Source organism: Sphingomonas sp. 320_CC (assembly GCF_059691795.1).
In genome coordinates this window covers 396,819-415,600 of record NZ_JCAWAE010000003.1, presented here as the reverse complement: position 1 = coordinate 415,600, position 18,782 = coordinate 396,819, and the positions used below count along the sequence as shown (strand labels likewise).

Sequence of the window (18,782 nt, the reverse complement as noted above, 5' to 3'; positions counted from 1 at the left end):
GTCCCGTCTACCGCGACGATGCCGCCGGGCGGCCGTCGGCCCGAGAGTCGAGACGCGCCCACTGCCCGTTTACCTTGGTTTCGACGTGACCGTCATACCGCCGCAGCAACGTAAAGCCGTATTGCGCATAGCCCGAGAACCCACGCTTGAGCGCGGCAGAAATGCAGGCGTCGCGGCTGCGTACCCCGACATCCTGCCAGCGCCCCTCTCTGTAGCGGCGACAAAACGCGGATGCCTTGGTCGGCGGGGAAACCGAAGATGTTTCCGTTCCGACGGAGGTCGCCCCCTGCACCGGGTAACCGTCGGCGATCGGCGTCGAGGACGTGCCGGGTAATCCCCGACCGATTCGTGTCTGGGCAGTCGCCGGAAGGACGATCCAGGACACGATCACGGGCCAGTTCTTCCGAACGGCAAGGCTGCGGTAGCGTTCGATGCTGGCTCCCGCCGACGCCGCCGGCAATACCGGCAACGAGGACGCGCCATCGAGAACCGCCAGGACCGCGTTCCCCGGTTCGTTCGCGCAAAGCCGTACGCGGTATCGTCCCGCACCATCCTGTAGAACCGTCCCACGCCGATCCGCGGATCGTGCCCATTGCTCCGCGCTGCCCGAAACGAGTGTCCGCGGCTTGCCCGACGGCGAGACAAACACCAGCGTTGCCGTACGCGTGTCGACCATGCCGTCGATCGTCGCGGTGATCGTCGTGCCGCCGTTCCTCCGGCACAGAGCGGTTCCCCGGCGCCGGTCGGCGCTGGTAGCCGCAACGATCGACAAGGGTGGAAGCGCACTGCCGATCGGCGGGGATTGCGCAGCCGGTGAGGAGGACTGCGGCGGCGTTGCAGAGGGCGTTGCGGGCGGCATCGATCGAACCGACGCAATTGCAGGCCGTGATGTGGGAATGGCAGGCGCCGGCTTGGGACGAGACGGCTGCGAGTCCGTGCCGGGCCACGCCAGCCATACCAGCACCGACGCGACGATGACCGTGACGAGCGCAACGACCAGTTTCTTGTCGACCGATCGAGCCGGCCTGGACTTAGGGCGGCCTGCGCGTTTCGGCGTGGCGGGCGGCGCGACCGTCGGGCCGGCTGACGGCTTGGCCGACGGCGCGGCCGGCCGGCCGGCAGGTGGAGCGGCGGGCGACGCGGCAGGCGTCGCGGCCCGGACGATCGGTGCGCTATCGAGCGCTCCGACTACCGCATCCATCGACGCGGGACGCTCGGCCGGGTCCGGCTGCAGCATGGCGCGGAACAGCGGATGCAGACTATCGGGCAGCGCGGACAGATCCGGCACGCTGGATCGGCGCTCCATCGCCTCGGACATGGTCCGTCCCATGTCGATCGGTTCGGACCGCGCGAAGGCGAGCAGGACGAGCGCGGTGCTGTAGATGTCCGTCCACGGGCCGATGCGGTTGCCGTACAGGCCGAACTGTTCGGGGGCGACATACCCAAGTTTGCCGGCGAACCCCTCGATCACGACCGTCCGATCATCGGGCTCGACATATTTCGCGATGCCGAAATCGATGATCTTGGCCTCGTCGATCCGCCCCCCGGGAAGCAGGATGTTGTCGGGCGACATGTCGCGGTGGACGGCGCCGAGCTCGTGCGTGACTCGCAGTCCGCCCGCCAACCGCCGGATCAATCGCGCGACTTCGTCAGGCCCAGGAACCTCGCCATGCAAGCGCGCGGACAATGCGTCGCCGTCGATGAAGTCGGTGACGAGATAATGCACGCCGAGCGTCGCATCGCGCGCGAACACACGGTATTGAGCGACTGCCGGGTGCGCGACGCGGATCAGCAGTCGCGCCTCGCTGCGGAACAGCGACAGGATCTTCGGGTCTTCGGAGAGCCGCGGCAACATGACCTTGATCGCCACCAGCTCCTCGGTCTCGACATTGCTGCCGAGATAGACGTCGCCCATGCCGCCACGCGTCAGGAACCGGTCGATCCGGTAGATGCCGTTCAGGATGGTGCCCGCGCTCAACCCGAACGCTGCCGCGATCGCCGGCGAACTCTCGTGCGGATCGCGAATGCCGGTGTCCATCTATTCGGCCGCTTCCGCTCGAACGATCTGCGGTCCGGTCATCTCGATTGCGCGGAAGGCGAGTTCGTCGTCGTCGACCCACAGCGCGATCTCGGCAGGAAGGTCGCCGAGCGCCTGCGCACGGAGCACCATCGTCGACAGTTCCGGCAAGACGTCACCGGTCAGGATCGCATCGATCATGCGCCCCCCCGATGCCGATTCGCGACAGCGCGACACGATCAGGTCGACGACCGCCTCGTCCCAGCGCAGCCGGATCACGTGATTGTCGGCCATCCGCCGGGCAATCCGCCCAAGCTGGAGGCGGACGATCGCGGTCAGCGTGGCAGCATCGAGCGGCCGATAGGCGAGCACCTTGAGCCGACCGAGCAGGGCTGGCGGAAAGGTCTGCAACAGGTCGTCGCGGATCGCGTCGGCCAGCCTCGGCCCGTCCGGCGCGGTGAGATCGTCCGCACACAACGCCGCGATCGTGTCGGTGCCGATGTTCGAGGTGAGGAGGATCAACGTGTTGCGGAAGTCGATGAACCGCCCTTCCGCATCCTCCATATAGCCCTTGTCGAACACCTGGAAGAACATCTCGTGGACGTCCGGGTGCGCCTTCTCGATCTCGTCGAGCAGGACGACCGCATAGGGCCGCCGCCGGACCGCCTCGGTCAGCACGCCGCCCTGGCCGAAGCCGACATAACCGGCCGGCGCGCCCTTCAAGGTCGAGACGGTATGTGCTTCCTGGAACTCGCTCATGTTGATCGCGATCAGGCTGTCGTCGCCGGAATAGAGAAGTTCGGCGAGCGCGTGAGCGGTCTCGGTCTTGCCGACGCCGGATGGTCCGCAGAGCAGGAACACACCGACCGGCTTGACCGGATCATCGAGCCGGGCGCGGCTGATCCGGATGCGGCGTGCGATCGCGTCGAGTGCCGCGTCTTGGCCGACGACGCGCTCCTTCAGGCGGTCCTCGATAACAAGGGCCGCGGCGATGTCGTCCTTGACCATGCGGCCGACGGGGACGCCGGTCCAGTCGGCGACGACCGCTGCGATGGTGTCGGCATCGACCTCACCGAAGACCATCGGCTGATCGCTGCGCAACCCGCGCGATGCGGCGATGGCGTGGTCCAGCGCTGTGCCGGTGGCTTCGTTGTCCCCGAGTGCGTCCCTCGCCGCGTGGATTGCCGCGACGGCATCGCGCTCGGCGCGCCATTGCGTCTCGGTCTCGACGAGCGTGGCGCGGGCGAGTTCGAGCGTCTCGGCGAGCGGTGCCGCCGCCGCGCCGTCGGCGTAGCGCTGGCGCTGTTCGCGTTCGGCCGCCTCCAGCGCCGCCTCGACACGGGCGATCCGGCTGCGGGCGTCCTCGACCCGCGCAGGCGTCGCGTGCTGCGACACGCCGACGCGTGCCGCGGCGGTGTCGAGCAGACTCACGGCCTTGTCGGGAAGCTGGCGCGCGGGGATGTAGCGCTGTGACAGCCGCACCGCCGCGTCCAGCGCCTCGTCGAGAATGGTCACGCCGTGATGCCGCTCCATCGGTTCGCGTACCGAGCGGAGCATCGCCACCGCCGTCTCGTCGTCAGGTTCGCCGACCGCGACCGGCTGGAACCGGCGGCTGAGCGCGGGGTCCTTCTCGACATATTGGCGGTATTCGGCCCAGGTCGTCGCCGCGATCGTCCGCAGGCGACCGCGGGCGAGCGCTGGCTTGAGCAGGTTCGCCGCGTCGCCGGTGCCTGCCTGCCCTCCAGCGCCGATCAGCGTATGCGCCTCATCGACGAACAGGATCACCGGCCTGGCGGCGGTCTCGACCTCGTCGATGACCTGCCGCAACCGCTTTTCGAACTCGCCCTTGACCCCCGCCCCCGCCTGCAGGAGCCCGAGGTCGAGCGCATGGAGCGACACGTCGGCGAGCGCGGGTGGCACGTCTCCATCGGCGATACGGCGCGCGAGACCCTCGACGATCGCAGTCTTGCCGACGCCCGCTTCGCCCGTGAGGATCGGGTTGTTCTGGCGACGACGCAGCAGGATGTCGATCATCTGCCGGATTTCCGGGTCGCGCCCGACGATCCGATCAATCTCGCCGGCGCGGGCGCGTGCGGTCAGATCGACCGCATAGCGCGCGAGTGCCTCGCCGCCCGCGGTCGGCGCCGCAGCGGTGCCGCCAGTCATCGGACTATCCGCAGCGGCTGCCGACATCGTCCGCTCCGTGCTTCCCTGGACCAGCGTCTCGAACCGGTCGACGACCGTATCGGCGGAGAGGCGCCGGAAGGTCTCCGAGATCGCGAACAGATGCTCGCGCAGCCGCGGGGTCTTCAGGATCGCGACGAGGAGATGCCCGGTACGCACCTCGCCCGCGCCGAACAGCAGCGACGCGTAGAGCCAGCCACGCTCGACCGTATCCTCGATCTGGGGTGCGAAATCGCTGACCGCCGTGGCACCTGACGGCAATCGATCGAGCGCCGTCACGATATCCGCGGACAGACGCGCCTCGTCGAGCCCGCATGTCTGCACCAGCGCCGCGACGTCGGTATCGCGATCCTTCACCAGCATATGCAGCCAATGGACGAGTTCGACGTACGGGTTGCCGCGCAGGCGACAGAACCCCGTTGCGCTCTCGATCGCACGGGTCGCGGCGGGGCCGAGCTTCCCGAACAGCACCTGCCGTCTGATATCCGTCATGCCGGTTCCTTCCGTTGGGATTGCGTCATCGTCCGCGCGCCGGCGCCGAGCCGGATATCGGCGCGCGAGCCGGTCTCCAATCGCGATCCGAGCCACCCGGTCCATCCGAGCCGGGAGCCGCTACCGAGCCGAGCGGGCCGCATCGCGGCAGGCAACGTCTCGATTTCCACATCCCAATCGAGATGCGTCGGCACGAAGGCCGCGATCGCCTCCTCCAGCAACCGGTGGCGACCGCCGCCCGGCAACAGCGCGATCACCTCGCGGTGACTCCCGGCGGTGACCGTCACGCGAAACGCGTCGGCGACCGTGCGGACACGTCCGCCTGCCAGCGCCTCGCGACCGAGCACCATCATGCTACCGCCAAGCGTGGAGCGATCCTCCGGCTCGAGGTCGCGCCAGCGCGGCATGAATTCGGTGAGACGAACCGGCATCCGCATCAGATCGGACAGTGCGTCTGCGATACCCGCCGGGCTGCGCGGCGTGATGAACACCGGTGCATATCGGAGCCGCGCGCGCGCCGGGAAGGCGGAATCGTCGGTTGCGCCGTCCTGCGCGCCCGACAGCGCCGCGATCCGGTCAGCGGCGTAATCGTCATCGGGGCGATCGCCGCTCGCGGTGGGCGACGTGCTCGCCCAGGCGCGATAGAACAGCTGGAGCATCCGTCCGGCGATGACGTCGAGAAAGCCGTTGAACGGGCGCTGCTTCGAGTAGCGCCGTTCATACGACGCGAACTCGCTGATGTGCAGCGGTAACGGCGCCATGGGCCCCGTCAGGCCAAGCCAGTGCCCCTCGACGCGCGCGCGCTCGTCGTCCACCGCGATGCCTTCGATGGTCGCGGCAGGAAAGGCCAGCGACGGCGTCTGGGCAATCTCGACGACGTCTTGCTGCGGCAGCCGCGCGGTACCGATCCGCGGCAGCGCGCGCGCCCGCGCCTCCGCACCGCGCAGCAGCTCGAACGGGGCGAGTGCCTGCACGCGCTGGGCGCCAAGACGCAGGTACGTCAGATGGTCGGTCGACGACCGAGCCTTGCTGGCCATTGCGTCACGCCCTCCCTTCCCGTGGTTTCGAGTGCGGTTTCGGTGAAGCTGTTGATCGAGGCGAACTCGGCAAGGAACCGATCGATCACCGCCGCGAACAGCACCATCCGGCCATTGTCGAACCCGGCCTCGTCGAGACCCAGATGCAGGCGCTGGCCTCGCACGAACGCGCTGGGTCCCGCACCCGGAGCGCGCCGCGATACCGGTTCGGCACGTACCGTTTTGACCGCCTCGACCTGGCGCCGGGCGACGGCATCCTCGGGCCGCGCATACAGCGCCAGATGATGGCGCAGTGCGCCCGCGTCGCATTCGTCCGTGCCGCGGCCGGCAAAGCCGAACTGGTTGGGTGTCAGATGCGCGATCACCCGCCACGCCCCGTCGTTCAGCCCGAGCGGCGCACGCGGCGGCGTCGGCGGCCGCAGCATGGTGATGCCGCTGACCGCCACGCCGTCGATCGAGAAGGCGGTGCCGCGACCGCGGCCCATCCGTTCGGGCAGATCGCGGTTGGTGACCAGTGCGCGGATCGACAGTTCGTGGATGTCCTCCGTCCTGCTCGCGCGGGCGGGTGCAGATACGCTGATCCACGTTTCCGTGCCGACGTAATCGGACCGTCCATTCGCCCGGCGCTCGCGTGCGGGGAGACGTCGCGGCGTCAGGCGCGTGGCGTAGAACAAGGCGTCGCTCCAATCGTACGACAACCCGGCAAAGTCGTGCATCGGCACCACCGGCAGAGTACCACCGTCACGTCGGTGCGCGCGGACGTCGAGCAACCGGTTGACCTCGAAATCGAGCGGGCGCGTGCGATCGGCGATCGTCAGCCGCTCATGATCGAATGCAGTGACCGCGACCCGGTCGAGCTGCTTCTCGAACAGGTTGACCGCTGGGGTCGCGTACAGCCGCAGGTTGGCAGCGGTCACCGATCCGACGAGCGCGGTGGCGCGGCGGCGGAACAGGATGACCACGTCGCATTCGGTCGCCTCGCCGCACGCGGCGAAGCGACGAGCCAGTCCGTCGAGCGCAATGAACAGGAACCGTTCGGGACAGGCGAAATATTCGGACAGGAGACGGTATCCGCGATGCGTCCGTCCGTCGCTGGGGATCAGCGCGCACTCTTCCTCGAAGCCATGGGCACGCGGCAATGGCAGATCCGCCGAAGGAGCCCCAACGCTGTCGGTAGGGCACAATACGACCGACACCGCATCCGCCACCAGTTGCCGGTACAGCTCGCCCGGGATCGCCTGTGACCCATCGAGGTAGAGCGGGAGCGGACCGGGCGCGAGCTCCGACAATTTCGCGCCGCCCGTCGCGGTCAGGCGGATCCGAAGCCCGGCCTCGGCACCCTCCACGGCGCCCCTGCCCCCTGCGTCCCTGCCCCCAGCGTCCTTGCCCCCAGCGTTTTTGCCGAGGAACGGTGCCAGCGATGCGCGCGACGGGAGATACTCCGCCTGGGTCAGTTGCAACGGCCAGAGCGTCACGTCGTGCCCGGTCCGGAACGTGACGGTCGCGCCGTCCCGTTCGCCAGCGAGCGCATTGAGGTGACTGAGCCGCGGGATGTCGATGCCATCGGCCAGCGCGCCGTCATTCTCGCGCGGTTCGAACGCCACCACGCACATCGACGGCGTCGGCGCGAGGTAATTGGGCTGGAGCGCATGCAGCAGATGTTGGGTGAAATCAGGAAACTGATCGCGCAGCTTGAGTTGCACGCGCGCACCGAGAAACGCGACGCCCTCCAGCAGCCGCTCGACATGGGGGTCGACTTCGGCGGGAGACTGCAGGCCCAGCCGGCCCGCGACCGTCTGATGCTCTTCTCCGAACTCGCGCGCGGCCTCGCGCAGGTAGACGAGTTCGTCGTTATAGGCCTGGAGAAGACGCGGATCCATCAGCCGACCCTCAACGATACGCTGCCGGTGTCGATCTCGACCTCGGTCCGCAGTTCGACCGGCACCATGTCCGCAAGGTCCCCGCGGATCACGAAGCCGACGCTGTTGGGACGATCCGGATCGACGTCGACCTCGACGTCCAGGCTGCCATAATCGATCCGCGGCTCGAACCGGCCGATCGCCTCGCGCATGTCGCGCGCGCGCTGCTGCAGTTCCTGGCGGTAGAGCATCTTGCCGGTCAGATCGCCGAGGCCGTAGTTGAGCGTCGACAGCGCGACTTCGGGATATGCGGAAAGGTCGGCGACGGCGGCCAGATTGGTGGTGTTCAGCAACCAGTTCAGCTCGCGCAGCAGTGTCGCCCGCAACGCCTTGTCACCGAACCGATCAAGCCGCGGCACGGCATAATGCCGGAGCGCGCGGTCGAGATTCTCGACGTCGGAATCGTCGCGTAGCCCGTCGAGCGCGAGATCGCCCACCAGCTTGTCGAACAGCGTCGGTTGCGGACCACTCATGCGGTGTTCTCGAAGCTAAGGTGGCGAAACTCGAGGATCGGCACGTCATGCCCGGTTGAGGTCGTCCAGATCCGCTGGCCGACCCCGTGGATGCCGCCGCCATGTTCGCGCCATTCGGTGCGTCGAGCCAGCCGCAGCATGGTATCCGCTTCGGCGGCGGTGCCGGGGTAGGTCACGGGCAGGAGCGCGGCGAGCCCGCTGCCGTCGCGCAACCGGATCTGCGCGGGCAACCAGACCAGGTCGCGCAGGTCGACGGGGCCCTCGGTGTCGATCGAGAGGATGGTCGCGAACGGGATCAGCCTCCTCGTACCACCGACGACCGCCTCGAGATTCGGGCCGAACCGCGTGTCGCCGTCGAACAGGAAATCGAACCGCTGGCCGTCAACCTCGCCCGGCGTATCCGGCGCGTCGGTGAAATCGGCTTCCGCGATCTCGCCGTCGCGCGCCTTCATCGCCTCGATCGCCTGCGCATAAGCGCGTGCGAGCACCTGTAGATCGGGAGATTGACCGCCCAGCACGCAGAGCTGCGCCTGTGCGCGGTCCCAGTCCGCGCCGACGCAGAGGACCTGGAACAGGACCATGCGGGTATCGCGATCGCCGGGTGCGGCGCGCAGACGCGACGCCAACGCGGCCACCGCGCCGGACAGGTCGCCGGCGCGGACAACAGCCTCGATCTCGGGGCCAGCCAGGGTCGAACGCGTCATGCGAGGCCTTTCAGCGGCGCGATCATGCCGCAACCGCACCCTTCACCGCGCTGTAGGCGTCCAGCGCGCCCAGGCCGAATTCCTTCGACGTCGCGAGATACTCGACCTTGCAATCCTCCGAGATCGAAGACTTCGCTTCCTCAGGATAGTTGTGCCGCAGCGCGTTGATCACACCGCCGGCCGAGGCGCGCCATTCGTTGAGGGTGGTGGCAACACCGATGATGCCCGTCACGTTCGGGACCTCGCTGTCCGTGACGATACCGACCTTGCTGGCGAACCCCATCAGCGATCCACTCGTCAATGCTTCGGTCTGGCCCGCGAACCACATGCCGACTCCGAAGACGAGTGCGCCGCCCTGCTCGGCCGCATCCAACCGGTTCATCGTGGTTTCGCGCTGAAACTGCTGGACCTGCGTCCGCATCTTCTGTGCGATCACGCGCCCGACATCGTAATAGGTCTTCAGCCAGAGGATCGACACCTGGCCGCGAAATCCGTCTCGCTTGCGCGAGACGCCGGCCGTACCGCGCTCGTCGCCGATGATCCGCACGGCGAGCGCCTCGTTGGTCGCAAGCTTTGCCCTGTCGTTGGGGTCGGTCGACATCGCGAGCTCCTCGTCGACGTCCAGAAGGTCCATGAGGATCGCGGTGAGTGCGTTCGCCTCCTTGACGAGGTGCGACAGTTTGACCTCATATTCGGCGATCGCACTCTGAAAGCCCGATACCGATGGCCCCAGCGATCGTCCGTTGGCGAAGGGAAGCTGGTTCAGCTTCAGGTTGGTGGCCATGATGTTTGCAACGGCCTTCCCGCCGAGCGCAGCTTTCTTCGCCACGCCGCGGTTCGACTGAGCGCCGTGCAACTGGCTGCCATACGCCTCGCCCATCTTGCGCACGTGGCGCATGACGTTCGCCTCGGACGTCTGGACGTCTCGCCACGCGCCGGCGAGCGCGCCGATCGTGGTCGCGACCGCCGACCATGCGCCGAATATGGCGGGAATGGACGTCACGCCGAACGATGCGGCGGCACTGGCCAGTCCCGCGCCGGACGATACCAGCCCCATCACGCACTTGGCGCAAGTGAGCGCGTTTTCGACCTTCGCCTTGCGCCAGCGTCGCAGGCCGGCCTTCTGGCCCTGTCCCGCCTGCTGTACCCACAACGGCACATCGCTGGCCGCCTTTTTGAGGATCGGGCTGTTGGCGCTCAGCGTACCGGTCCGCTTGAATTCGGCGGCGAATTCGGGCGCGATCCTGGTCGACATCTGACGCCCTACCGCGAGCAGGATTTCGGTGTGAAGAAGAGGCGACCGCACGACCAGCTTGTACGATGCACGGTCGAGCTCTGCCGTGTAGACGACATCCTCCGCCTGCAAGCCGGGCGGTGCCGTGCCGCCGCCGGCCCGGAGCAGCGTCGCCGTCGTGCCGCGAAACACGACCAGCGGATAGGTCGTATTCGATGAGAAGATCGACATTCCTCGGCTCCGCTGATCAAAACGTCGTGGTCGCCGCAGGGCCCAAGCCCCGGCGGCGAACGTATCCATGGCGGGGATCAGGCGGCCTGATTCTTGCGGATGTCCCATTTGAAGGGAATGTCACCAGCCGAACCGCCGGTGGCGGACTGCGGCTTGTACTTGACGTTCACCTTCTCGAAGTTGAGCGTGACCGTCTCGGTGGTCAGCTCGTCGCCGAGGCTGCCGCCATGCTGGACACCGGATACGAACACCTGGTCCATCTCGATCTCCAGATATTCAAGCGGCGCGTCGCCACCGACCTTGCGGCAGAACAGCGTCGCCTTGGTGAAATGCTTGCCCTTGGCGCAGTTCTCGAGGATCGTGCTGGTCGCCTTGTCGACGTATTTGGTGATCGTCAGATCGTGGAAGCTCGCCTTGCCGGTGCCGGAGCCGCCGCCCAGATGGCCGGAGCCCTGGTTGGCGACACCCCAGTTCCAGGCGAGGATGTCGACCTGGTTCTCGTGACCATTCGCAATCGATTCGCCTTTGCACGCATCGAGATCGAGGAACATTTCGACGGCCATGATGATCTCCTAGACAGTAAAAAACGGAAACAGGACGTTGTGGATCAGTTCGACTTGGGGAGGCGCGAGACCATGCTCAGCGTCACGTCCATGCCTTCCAGCTGGTAGTGCGGCACCATCTGGAAGATGCCGCGGTAATAGCCCGGGTTCTCCGGGTCCGGCAGCACCTGGACGTTAGCCTGCTTGAGCGGCTTCCTGGCCTTGGTGTTCTCGTTCGAATGCTCGGGCTGCAGATCGACATACTGCATGATCCAGCTCTGCAGGTCGCGTTCGAGCTGCGGTGCCTCGCGGGTGCCGCCAATCCAGTCGCGGACCATGCATTTCAGGTAATGGCCGAAGCGGCAGCTGGCGAAGATGTACGGAAGCCGCGCTGACAGGTTTGCATTGGCGGTGGCGTCCGGATCTTCGTAGGCCTTGGGCTCGTGCACCGTCTGCGCGCCGATGAAGGTCGCGTGGTCGGTGTTCTTGCGGTGGATCAGCGCCATCAGCCCCGCCTTGGACAGCTCGGCCTCACGACGGTCCGAGATCGCGATCTCGGTCGGGCATTTGACATCGACGCCGCCCTCGTCGGTCGGGAACAGCGATACCGGCAGATCCTCGACCGTGCCGCCGGATTCCACGCCGCGGATGCGGGTGCACCAGCCATAGGTCTTGAACGCCTCGGTGATCCTTACCCCCAACGCATAGGACGCGTTGAGCCAGAGGTAATTATCGTGGTTGCCATCGACCTCTTCCTCGAACGAGAAATCGGCGACCGGTTCGGTCAAGGCACCGTACAACGGGCGACCGAGGAACCGTGGCAGGGTCAGCGCGAGGTAGCGGCTGTCATGCGAGGCGCGGAACGATCGCCACGCCATGTAATCCGTCGCATCGAACTGCTTGGCGATGTCGCGTGGATTGGCGAGTTGTCGCCAGCTGTCCATGCCGATCAACTGCGGGGCCGCCGCGGCGATGAACGGGGCGTGCGCCGCGGCGCCGATCTTGCTCAGGCCCTTCATCACTTCCAGGTCCGGGCCGTAGTGATCGAACTGGTAGTCGCAGATCACCGCACCGTAGGGCTGGCCGCCAAGCTGTCCGAACTCCTGCTCGTACAGCTTCTTGAACAACGGGCTCTGATCCCAGGCAGCGTCGCGATATTGCCGCAACTGCCGCCGCGTCTCTTCCTTCGAGATGTTGAGCACGCGGATCTTGAGATCGCGCCCGGTCGACGTGTTCCCGACCAGATACCAGAGGCCGCGCCACGCCGATTCGAGCGCCTGAAAATCGGGATGGTGCAGGATCAGGTTGATCTGCGCGGTAAGTTTCCGATCGATTGCCGCCTTCAGCGCGTCGACCGTGAGGTAGACGTCCTCGCCGATCACCGCGGTATCCGCCAGCGCCTGTTGCGCCATCGTCTTGACCGCCTGCTCGATCCGCGCCTGCTTGGCGTCCGAGCCGGATTTGAATTCGCGTTGCAGCAACGCGGTAAAATCGTCGACCACGGCGTCATGCACGGTCGGCTGCAACGCGTGGTCCTGCACCATCTGTTCGGCCATCACCTGTCTCCAGTTTGCGAGTTCGCGGTCACTTCTCGGTGCCGTCGGGGTCGATGGCGGACACGGCGTCGGATGCTGCGGCCGCATCCTCTCGTGCACGCTCTTCAGCAAGCGCCTGCATCAGCGCAGGATCCTTCAGCACACGGTCGAGCAGGTCCTGCGCACCCGCCTTGCCGTCCATGTACAGCATGAGGTCGTTGAGTTGCTCGCGTGCTTCCAACAGCTTGGCGAGCGCTGGAACGGTGCGCGCGATCCTGCCGGGCGAAAAATCCTCGAGCGTCCTGAACGTGATGTCGACGCCAAGCCGGCCTTCACCGGTCAGGCTGTTCTCCACCGCAAACGCGGCACGGGGGGCGATCGAGTCCATCCGCTCCTCGAAATTGTCCATGTCGAACTCGAGGAAGTCGCGCTGTTCGAAGGGCTTCTTCTCAACGTCGCTCTTGCCCGACAGATCCGACATTACGCCCATCACGAAAGGCAGTTCGATCTTCTGTCGGGACCCGTAGGTCTCCACCTCATATTCGATGTGGACGCGTGGTTTCCGGTTTTCGCGGATGAAGCGCTGTCCGCTCTTGTCCATCAGCATGTTTGGCCTCGCCGGTTGCTGCGGGCACCATGCCGGTGCCGCCTGCGCAAGAGATGCGGCTGCCGGGCTTCACCCGGATTTCAGATCGGGCGTTCTATGCTACGATTGTCACATTCGACGACACCCGCGGGTGGGTCGAAGGACCTTCGGGGGTGTTTGGAACCAGGCTCAGGGCAAGCGCATGGGCAAGGTTGGCGGGCTGGAATGGGTAACGGACAACCGCTCCCCCCTGTACCACCTGCCCAAGAAACTCGGGTTGCGGCACCGCGACGAGCAAGGGTGCCGTAATGCCCGCGATCCGCAGACGCGCGGCAAGTTCATCCGCCAACCGCGGATCGAAGCTTGCTACGACCGCAACGTCGATGTCCCCCTCGATAGCGTCGAGCGTCTCGGGACTGGTGATGCCGATCGGCTCATAGCCCAGCGCGGCGAACAATTCCTCGTCGTTGGACAGCCGTTGCCCGTCTGTGTTCACGATCAGCACCGTTTCGCCCGTACCCCTGTTGACGTCGCCCGCCAGCGGAGCGTCGCCGTCCGCAGCCAGCGGGATCCAGACCGTGAAACGGCTGCCGACGCCGACGATACTGTCGATGTCGATCGCGCCGCCAGCTGCCTCGATGATCTCGCGGGCCGTCGACAGACCCAGGCCTGTTCCGCCCTGCCGCGTGGTATAGAAGGCATCGAAGATGTGCGGGATCGCTTGGGCCGGGATCCCGCGCCCTTCGTCGGACACCGCGATGGTCGCGTAGCGTCCTCGGCGCAGCACGTTGTGGCTCAACTTTATCGGATCGTCGAGCAAACGAAACGTCGACACACAGGCGATCGCGCCGCCGCCCGCCATGGCGTTGTCGGCGTTGCTGCACAGGTTGAGCAGTACCTGTTGCAACTGCCCGAAGTCGCCCTCGACGTGCATTGGCTCATCGGCAGTTTGCCAGTCCAGCGTCACGCCGCTCGGCAAAGCCGCCGTGACGAGTTTGTGCGTTTCGGCAAGCAGTGCGGCCAGTGAAACCGTCTCCGCCGGCCCTTCGACCCGGCGGCCGAAATGAAGCACGTCCGACACAAGGCCGCTCGCGCGTTTTACCGCCTGCCCGATCTCAACGAGGTTGGCGGATACCACGCCGTTCGCTGGCACGTGCAACGCGGCGGTCGCGCGAAACCCGTCGATCGCGGTCAGAATATTGTTGAGGTTATGCGAGAGCCCGCTGGCCAGTGCGCCGATCGCCTCCATTCGACGACCGAGCGCCATTTTCTGGTCGATGACCAGCCGTTCGGTCTCCAGCCGGTGACGCTGCTCGAGTTGCAACGCGGTCTGCAGCGCGGAGGCGAGCCCGTGGATCGTCTCGGGATAGACGACCCATCGATTGCGCGCGGTCAAGCACAGCAGCACAAGGTCCTGATGCTCTCGCGAGCGCATCATCAATGTCGTCGCCCAAGTGCCGCGCTGTCGGGTCATGACCTGGTTCCAGGAGGCTACCGACCGCGCGCCCGGTTCGACCAGGATCGTATTTTCGTCCCAAGGAAAGCGATCAACGATCCTGGCGGTTCGCGCCTCCGCGTCCTGCTGAGTGAGAGCCTGGTGAGACCCGTCTGCGGACCAGCCGTAGAATGCGTCGACATCGGCATCCCCACCGACCAGAAGCCATACCTGATCCACACCGATGATCGAGCCAAGGTCGGCAAGCGCATCCTCGATCCGCAGACCGAGCTCCGATGACGGCCCGTCCAGCAACAGCGTGAATACGGCCGAGTGCATCGCTTCCAGACGCAAACGACGGTCATGTGCCCGCCGGTGGAGGCACCAGACCACGGCCATCGCAACAGCCAAGCCCAGCAAGATGATTGCCGGACCTGCCTCGCTCGGCAAATGTGTTGCCATCAAGTCGGTCTACTTGGTTCTACCGGCGGCAATCGCGCCTGGACCCTATGTGACGCCATGGGCGGCGGCGGCGCAGCACATCGTGCCCGCTCGTCCACGTGTCGGCGTGCTCGAGCATGCACGGATTTCACGGCGCTCAGTGGATCGTTACATCGGCGTCGAGAAGATAGCCGAGGCCGCGCTCGGTCCTGATCAGTCTGGGCGAACGCGGATCGATCTCCAGCTTGCGACGCAGACGCAGAATCTGGACGTCGATGCTACGATCGAACACGTCCTCGTGCAGACGGGTCGCCTGCAACAAATGCTCGCGGCTGAGCGGCCGGCGAGGCGCAGTGACAAAAGCGCTGAGCAGCGCAAATTCATTCTTGGTAAGCGTGACCGTCTCGCCCGTCGGGCTGATCAGCCGCCGCGTCCGCTGTTCGAAACGCCAGCCTGCGAACGCGTAATCGAGCTCGGCATGCCGCGCAGGCGCACTGCGATCCATCGTTCGGCGGCGGAGGTTCGAACGAATCCGGGCAAGCAGCTCGCGCATGTCGAATGGCTTCAGCAGATAATCGTCGGCACCCAGCTCCAGGCCCACGACCCGGTCGATCTCATCGCGCAAATGCCCTGTCATCAGAATAACCGGCACGACACTCTTGCCGCGAATCTCACGCAGGAGATCCAGGCCATCCTCTTCGCCAAGATGAATATCCATGACGATCAGGTCGGGTTCGCGCACCGCGAGGGTATGGAACAGCCCCTGGCGACCGGGAACGGCAGACGCACGGAGGTTATGCTCGTTCAAATAATTGACCACTGAGCGTCGCATTGAATCTTCGTCATCGACGACCAAAACACGCGCGGAATGAAACGAATTATTCGTAGAAATCGCTTCGATAAACGACATGCGGTACCGCTCCGACAGCTCGACGCTCTTTTTAAGCGAGCGCCTTGTTATTACCGTAAGAAAAATGTCACAAACATCAGCATAGACTTGATACTGAATTGCTAAGCACATTCTTACAATACCTACGTAGTCGAACTTTAAACCTTACTGGCAGATGAACGTCCAGACGGGCGGGACGGCGTCATGTTTCAACCGTAACCCGCCGTGCAGTCCTCGACACGGCGTTGAAACCGGAACGCCGCAAGACGGTGGCCATGTCCATCGTTTCGCCCCTCGACGTTCCGCCCGACGACGCCCGCAGGTCGCAGTCATGGTAAGCCGCAGCCGGGTCGCATGGCGTGAGGGCCTGTTCCTGCGCCAGCAGCATTTTCAGCAGCAGGATCGGCATCTGGACGCGGCGATCGCCGCGCAGGGACGCAATGCCGGACCGTACCGCTGGGGCGTGACCGAGCTGGTGATCGACCGCGAGCTCGCCGGACTGGGCAAGTTCGCGATCGAACGTCTGCGCGGCGTGATGCCCGATGGAACGTATTTCGCGATTCCCGACGATCTGCCGCCGCCAGCCCCGATGGACATGCCGGCCGATGCGCGCGACGCGATCGTCTTCCTCACCTTGCCCGCGAACCAGCCCGGTGCGGTCGCGTTTCGCAACGACGCGCATCCCGCCGCGCACACGACTCGGTTCGTGGTGGTGGAGGACGAGGTGATCGACACGTTCTCCGAAGATCGCAGCGCCGAGGCGGTCGAACTCGCTCGACCCAACCTCAGCTTCGGCGTTAGCCGCGACCAGACCTATGGACGCGTGATCCTGGGGCTGGCGCGGGTACGCGAGATCGTCAACGGTGCGGTGCAGTTCGACGCGCGCTATGTCCCGCCGGTGCTCGACATACGCGCAAGCGACCGCGTGTCGGCGATGCTGCGCGATATTCTCGGCCGCGCCGCGCAACGTATCGACGAACTGGCACTGCGCGCGGTGGAGGCGACCGAGGGCGGAGCCGAGACCTTCGTCAACTTCCTCCTGCTGCAGACGCTCAACCGCTGGCACGCGCAACTGGCGCATCTTACCGCGCTGCCGATGGTGCACCCGGAACGGCTGTACGAAATGTTGCTGGGCATGGCGGGCGAGATCACCACGCTGACGCATGTCGACCGGCGTCCGCCAACGTTCCCGAGTTACGATCACGAGCGGCTCGCGGACAGTTTCGAGCCGGTGGTGGAGTCGATCCAGGCCGCCTTGTCCGCAATCTTCGACCGTGCCGCCTTCCAGCTGCCACTCGAACAGGCGGGCCCCGGTGCGTACACGTCGCGCATCACGGACCCCGCGCCCTACGTATCGGGCTTCCTCTACATCGCGGTGAGCGCACGGATGCCGCTGGAAGACGTTCGCACGCGTTTCCCTGCGACCGCCAAGATCGGTCCGGTCGGCAAGATGCAGCAGATCGTCGAGTCCGCGCTGGCCGGCGTCCCCCTGCGTCACGTGCCGACCGCGCCCCCGCAGATCCGCACGCTGCCGGGCTACGCCTATTTCGAGCTCGACCGACAATCGCCTGACTTCGCGGCGCTCGCGACCTCGCCCGCGCTCGGCCTGCATCTGTCGGGCGACTGGCCCGAGCTGCAGATCGAATTGTGGTGCGTCAAGCGGGGGCCGAGGCGGTGAGCCGGCGCGGCGACGAGAGCGAGCAGACGATCTTTCGGCCGAGCCCGCTGCAGGAGTTGCGCGCGCGGCAACAGGGCGCGACGCTGTTCGTCTCGTCGGATCGGAATGATGCGCCGCCGGGTGTTACGCACGACTCCCTGCCGCCCCTGCCCCCTTCGTCCCTGCCCCCGTCGATCGACGAGGACTTCCCCGATCCCGGGGTCGCGCGGACGGCGCGCAATCCGGTGCGCGAGGCGGCGACCCCGCTGCTCGCGCTGATCTCCGCCGTGCGGTCCGGGCGGATAGACCTGCCGCTGCCCGAGCTTCATCGCCGCGCCAGTGCCGCCGCCGCGCGGTTCGACCAGGCGTTGCTGCACATCGGCCTCGACGTCGAGGAACAGCGGCGCGCGCGTTATGCGGTCTATGCCACCGTCGACGATGTCGCGCAGACGCTGCCGGGGCGCGGCGCGGAAGGCGTCGAATGGGCGCGGCGCAGCATGGTGGTCCGCGGTTTCGGCGAGAATATCGGCGGCGACCGGTTCTGGATGCTGCTGGCGGACATGCTCGCGCATCCGGCTGGTCATGCCGACCTGATCGAGCTTTATCACGCCTGCCTAGCCGCGGGGTTCCACGGCCGCCACCGGGTCGGCAACACCGGCAGCGCCGACCTCAACCGGACGATGGCCGACGCCTATGCCGCTTTGCCGCATGTCCGCGCCGTGTCGGAGACCGAACTCGTGCCGGCGTGGCGCGGCCGCCCCACGCCGCGCCGTACCGCCGGGGCATGGGCGCCGCTGTTGCTGGCCGCCAGCGTACTTGCCGGGGGGCTGCTTGTGCTGCTGCTCGTGCTGCGGCTTATCCTGGGGCAGACCGGCCAGCCCGCGCTGGCGGCGATGGCGGCGATCAATCCCCAGACCCCGCTCCGCCTGTCGCGCCGCGCCGATGCCGCCGCCCAGCCGACGAGTGCCCAGCAATCGCGGATCGCGGGGCTGCTCGCACCGGAAATCGCCCAGCATCTCGTCACGCTCGACGAGGATGCGAACAGCGTCCGCGTACGAACCACGATCGGTCAGCTCTTCCGTTCGGGCTCCGACGTGCTCGAACCCGGGCGGCAGGCACTGTTCGAGCGGATCGCGCGCGCCGTCGCGCAGGAGCGTGGCGCGATCCGGATCGAGGGGCATGCCGACAGCGATCCGGTGACCAGCCTGGCCTTCCCGGACAATCAGGCGCTGTCGGACGCACGCGCACAGGCGGCTGCGACGGTGTTCCGCGGGTTGCTCCCGGATCCTAAGCGGGTGTCATCGCAAGGCTTCGGGGCGACCCGCCCCATCGCCACCAACGCCACCGCAGCGGGGAAAGCACTCAACCGCCGCGTCGAAATCGTCGTGCCGCGCACGGAGTAGACG

General features: G+C 66.3%; 14 protein-coding genes. 2 read left to right on the top strand and 12 right to left on the bottom strand.

The genetic code is table 11. From position 1 onward, the window contains the following. Positions 1–7: 7 nt before the first annotated feature. The 12 genes from AC59GX_RS13335 to AC59GX_RS13280 all read right to left on the bottom strand — a co-directional run bounded on the left by AC59GX_RS13335 (position 8) and on the right by AC59GX_RS13280 (position 15,740). A complete protein-coding gene (locus AC59GX_RS13335; protein ID WP_497301872.1) occupies positions 8–2,038 on the bottom strand; it encodes a serine/threonine-protein kinase in 2,031 nt (676 codons plus the stop codon). Then, a complete protein-coding gene (tssH, locus tag AC59GX_RS13330) occupies positions 2,039–4,693 on the bottom strand; it encodes a type VI secretion system ATPase TssH (protein WP_426281419.1) in 2,655 nt (884 codons plus the stop codon). After that, positions 4,690–5,730, bottom strand: coding sequence for a type VI secretion system baseplate subunit TssG (gene tssG, locus AC59GX_RS13325; RefSeq protein WP_426281420.1), 1,041 nt, complete (start codon positions 5,728–5,730; stop codon positions 4,690–4,692). The genes tssH and tssG overlap by 4 nt, the downstream gene beginning before the upstream one ends. After that, the gene (gene tssF, locus AC59GX_RS13320) at positions 5,694–7,610 is read right to left on the bottom strand and encodes a type VI secretion system baseplate subunit TssF (RefSeq protein WP_426281421.1); all 1,917 of its coding nucleotides are present in this window, start codon (positions 7,608–7,610) and stop codon (positions 5,694–5,696) included. The genes tssG and tssF overlap by 37 nt, the downstream gene beginning before the upstream one ends. Further along, a complete protein-coding gene (locus tag AC59GX_RS13315; protein WP_426281423.1) occupies positions 7,610–8,122 on the bottom strand; it encodes a type VI secretion system baseplate subunit TssE in 513 nt (170 codons plus the stop codon). Before AC59GX_RS13315 ends, tssF begins: the two co-directional genes overlap by 1 nt. Further along, positions 8,119–8,826: a type VI secretion system accessory protein TagJ gene (locus tag AC59GX_RS13310; RefSeq protein ID WP_426281425.1), complete on the bottom strand. Its 708-nt coding sequence runs from the start codon at positions 8,824–8,826 to the stop codon at positions 8,119–8,121. Before AC59GX_RS13310 ends, AC59GX_RS13315 begins: the two co-directional genes overlap by 4 nt. A 22-nt stretch (positions 8,827–8,848) precedes the next feature. Beyond that, positions 8,849–10,291: a hypothetical protein gene (locus AC59GX_RS13305; RefSeq protein ID WP_426281426.1), complete on the bottom strand. Its 1,443-nt coding sequence runs from the start codon at positions 10,289–10,291 to the stop codon at positions 8,849–8,851. Positions 10,292–10,368: 77 nt separating this feature from the next. Continuing rightward, a complete protein-coding gene (locus AC59GX_RS13300; RefSeq protein WP_056488962.1) occupies positions 10,369–10,854 on the bottom strand; it encodes an Hcp family type VI secretion system effector in 486 nt (161 codons plus the stop codon). Positions 10,855–10,898: 44 nt separating this feature from the next. Further along, positions 10,899–12,389: a type VI secretion system contractile sheath large subunit gene (gene tssC / locus AC59GX_RS13295; protein ID WP_497301869.1), complete on the bottom strand. Its 1,491-nt coding sequence runs from the start codon at positions 12,387–12,389 to the stop codon at positions 10,899–10,901. A 28-nt stretch (positions 12,390–12,417) separates the two neighbouring features. Further along, a complete protein-coding gene (tssB, locus tag AC59GX_RS13290) occupies positions 12,418–12,975 on the bottom strand; it encodes a type VI secretion system contractile sheath small subunit (protein WP_200924187.1) in 558 nt (185 codons plus the stop codon). A gap of 94 nt (positions 12,976–13,069) precedes the next feature. Next, complete coding sequence (locus AC59GX_RS13285) at positions 13,070–14,851, bottom strand: ATP-binding protein (RefSeq protein WP_426281427.1); 1,782 nt, start codon at positions 14,849–14,851, stop codon at positions 13,070–13,072. A 136-nt stretch (positions 14,852–14,987) separates the two neighbouring features. Further along, on the bottom strand, positions 14,988–15,740 hold the full coding sequence (locus AC59GX_RS13280) for a response regulator (RefSeq protein ID WP_056488956.1): 753 nt from the start codon (positions 15,738–15,740) through the stop codon (positions 14,988–14,990). 310 nt (positions 15,741–16,050) lie between these two features. On the opposite strand from AC59GX_RS13280, the gene tssK reads away from it, so the two are divergent. Next, positions 16,051–17,397: a type VI secretion system baseplate subunit TssK gene (gene tssK / locus AC59GX_RS13275; RefSeq protein ID WP_426281429.1), complete on the top strand. Its 1,347-nt coding sequence runs from the start codon at positions 16,051–16,053 to the stop codon at positions 17,395–17,397. Beyond that, entirely contained in the window at positions 17,370–18,779 is a 1,410-nt protein-coding gene (gene icmH, locus AC59GX_RS13270) for a type IVB secretion system protein IcmH/DotU (protein ID WP_497301866.1), read from the top strand. The genes tssK and icmH overlap by 28 nt, the downstream gene beginning before the upstream one ends. The last annotated feature ends 3 nt before the right edge of the window (positions 18,780–18,782 follow it).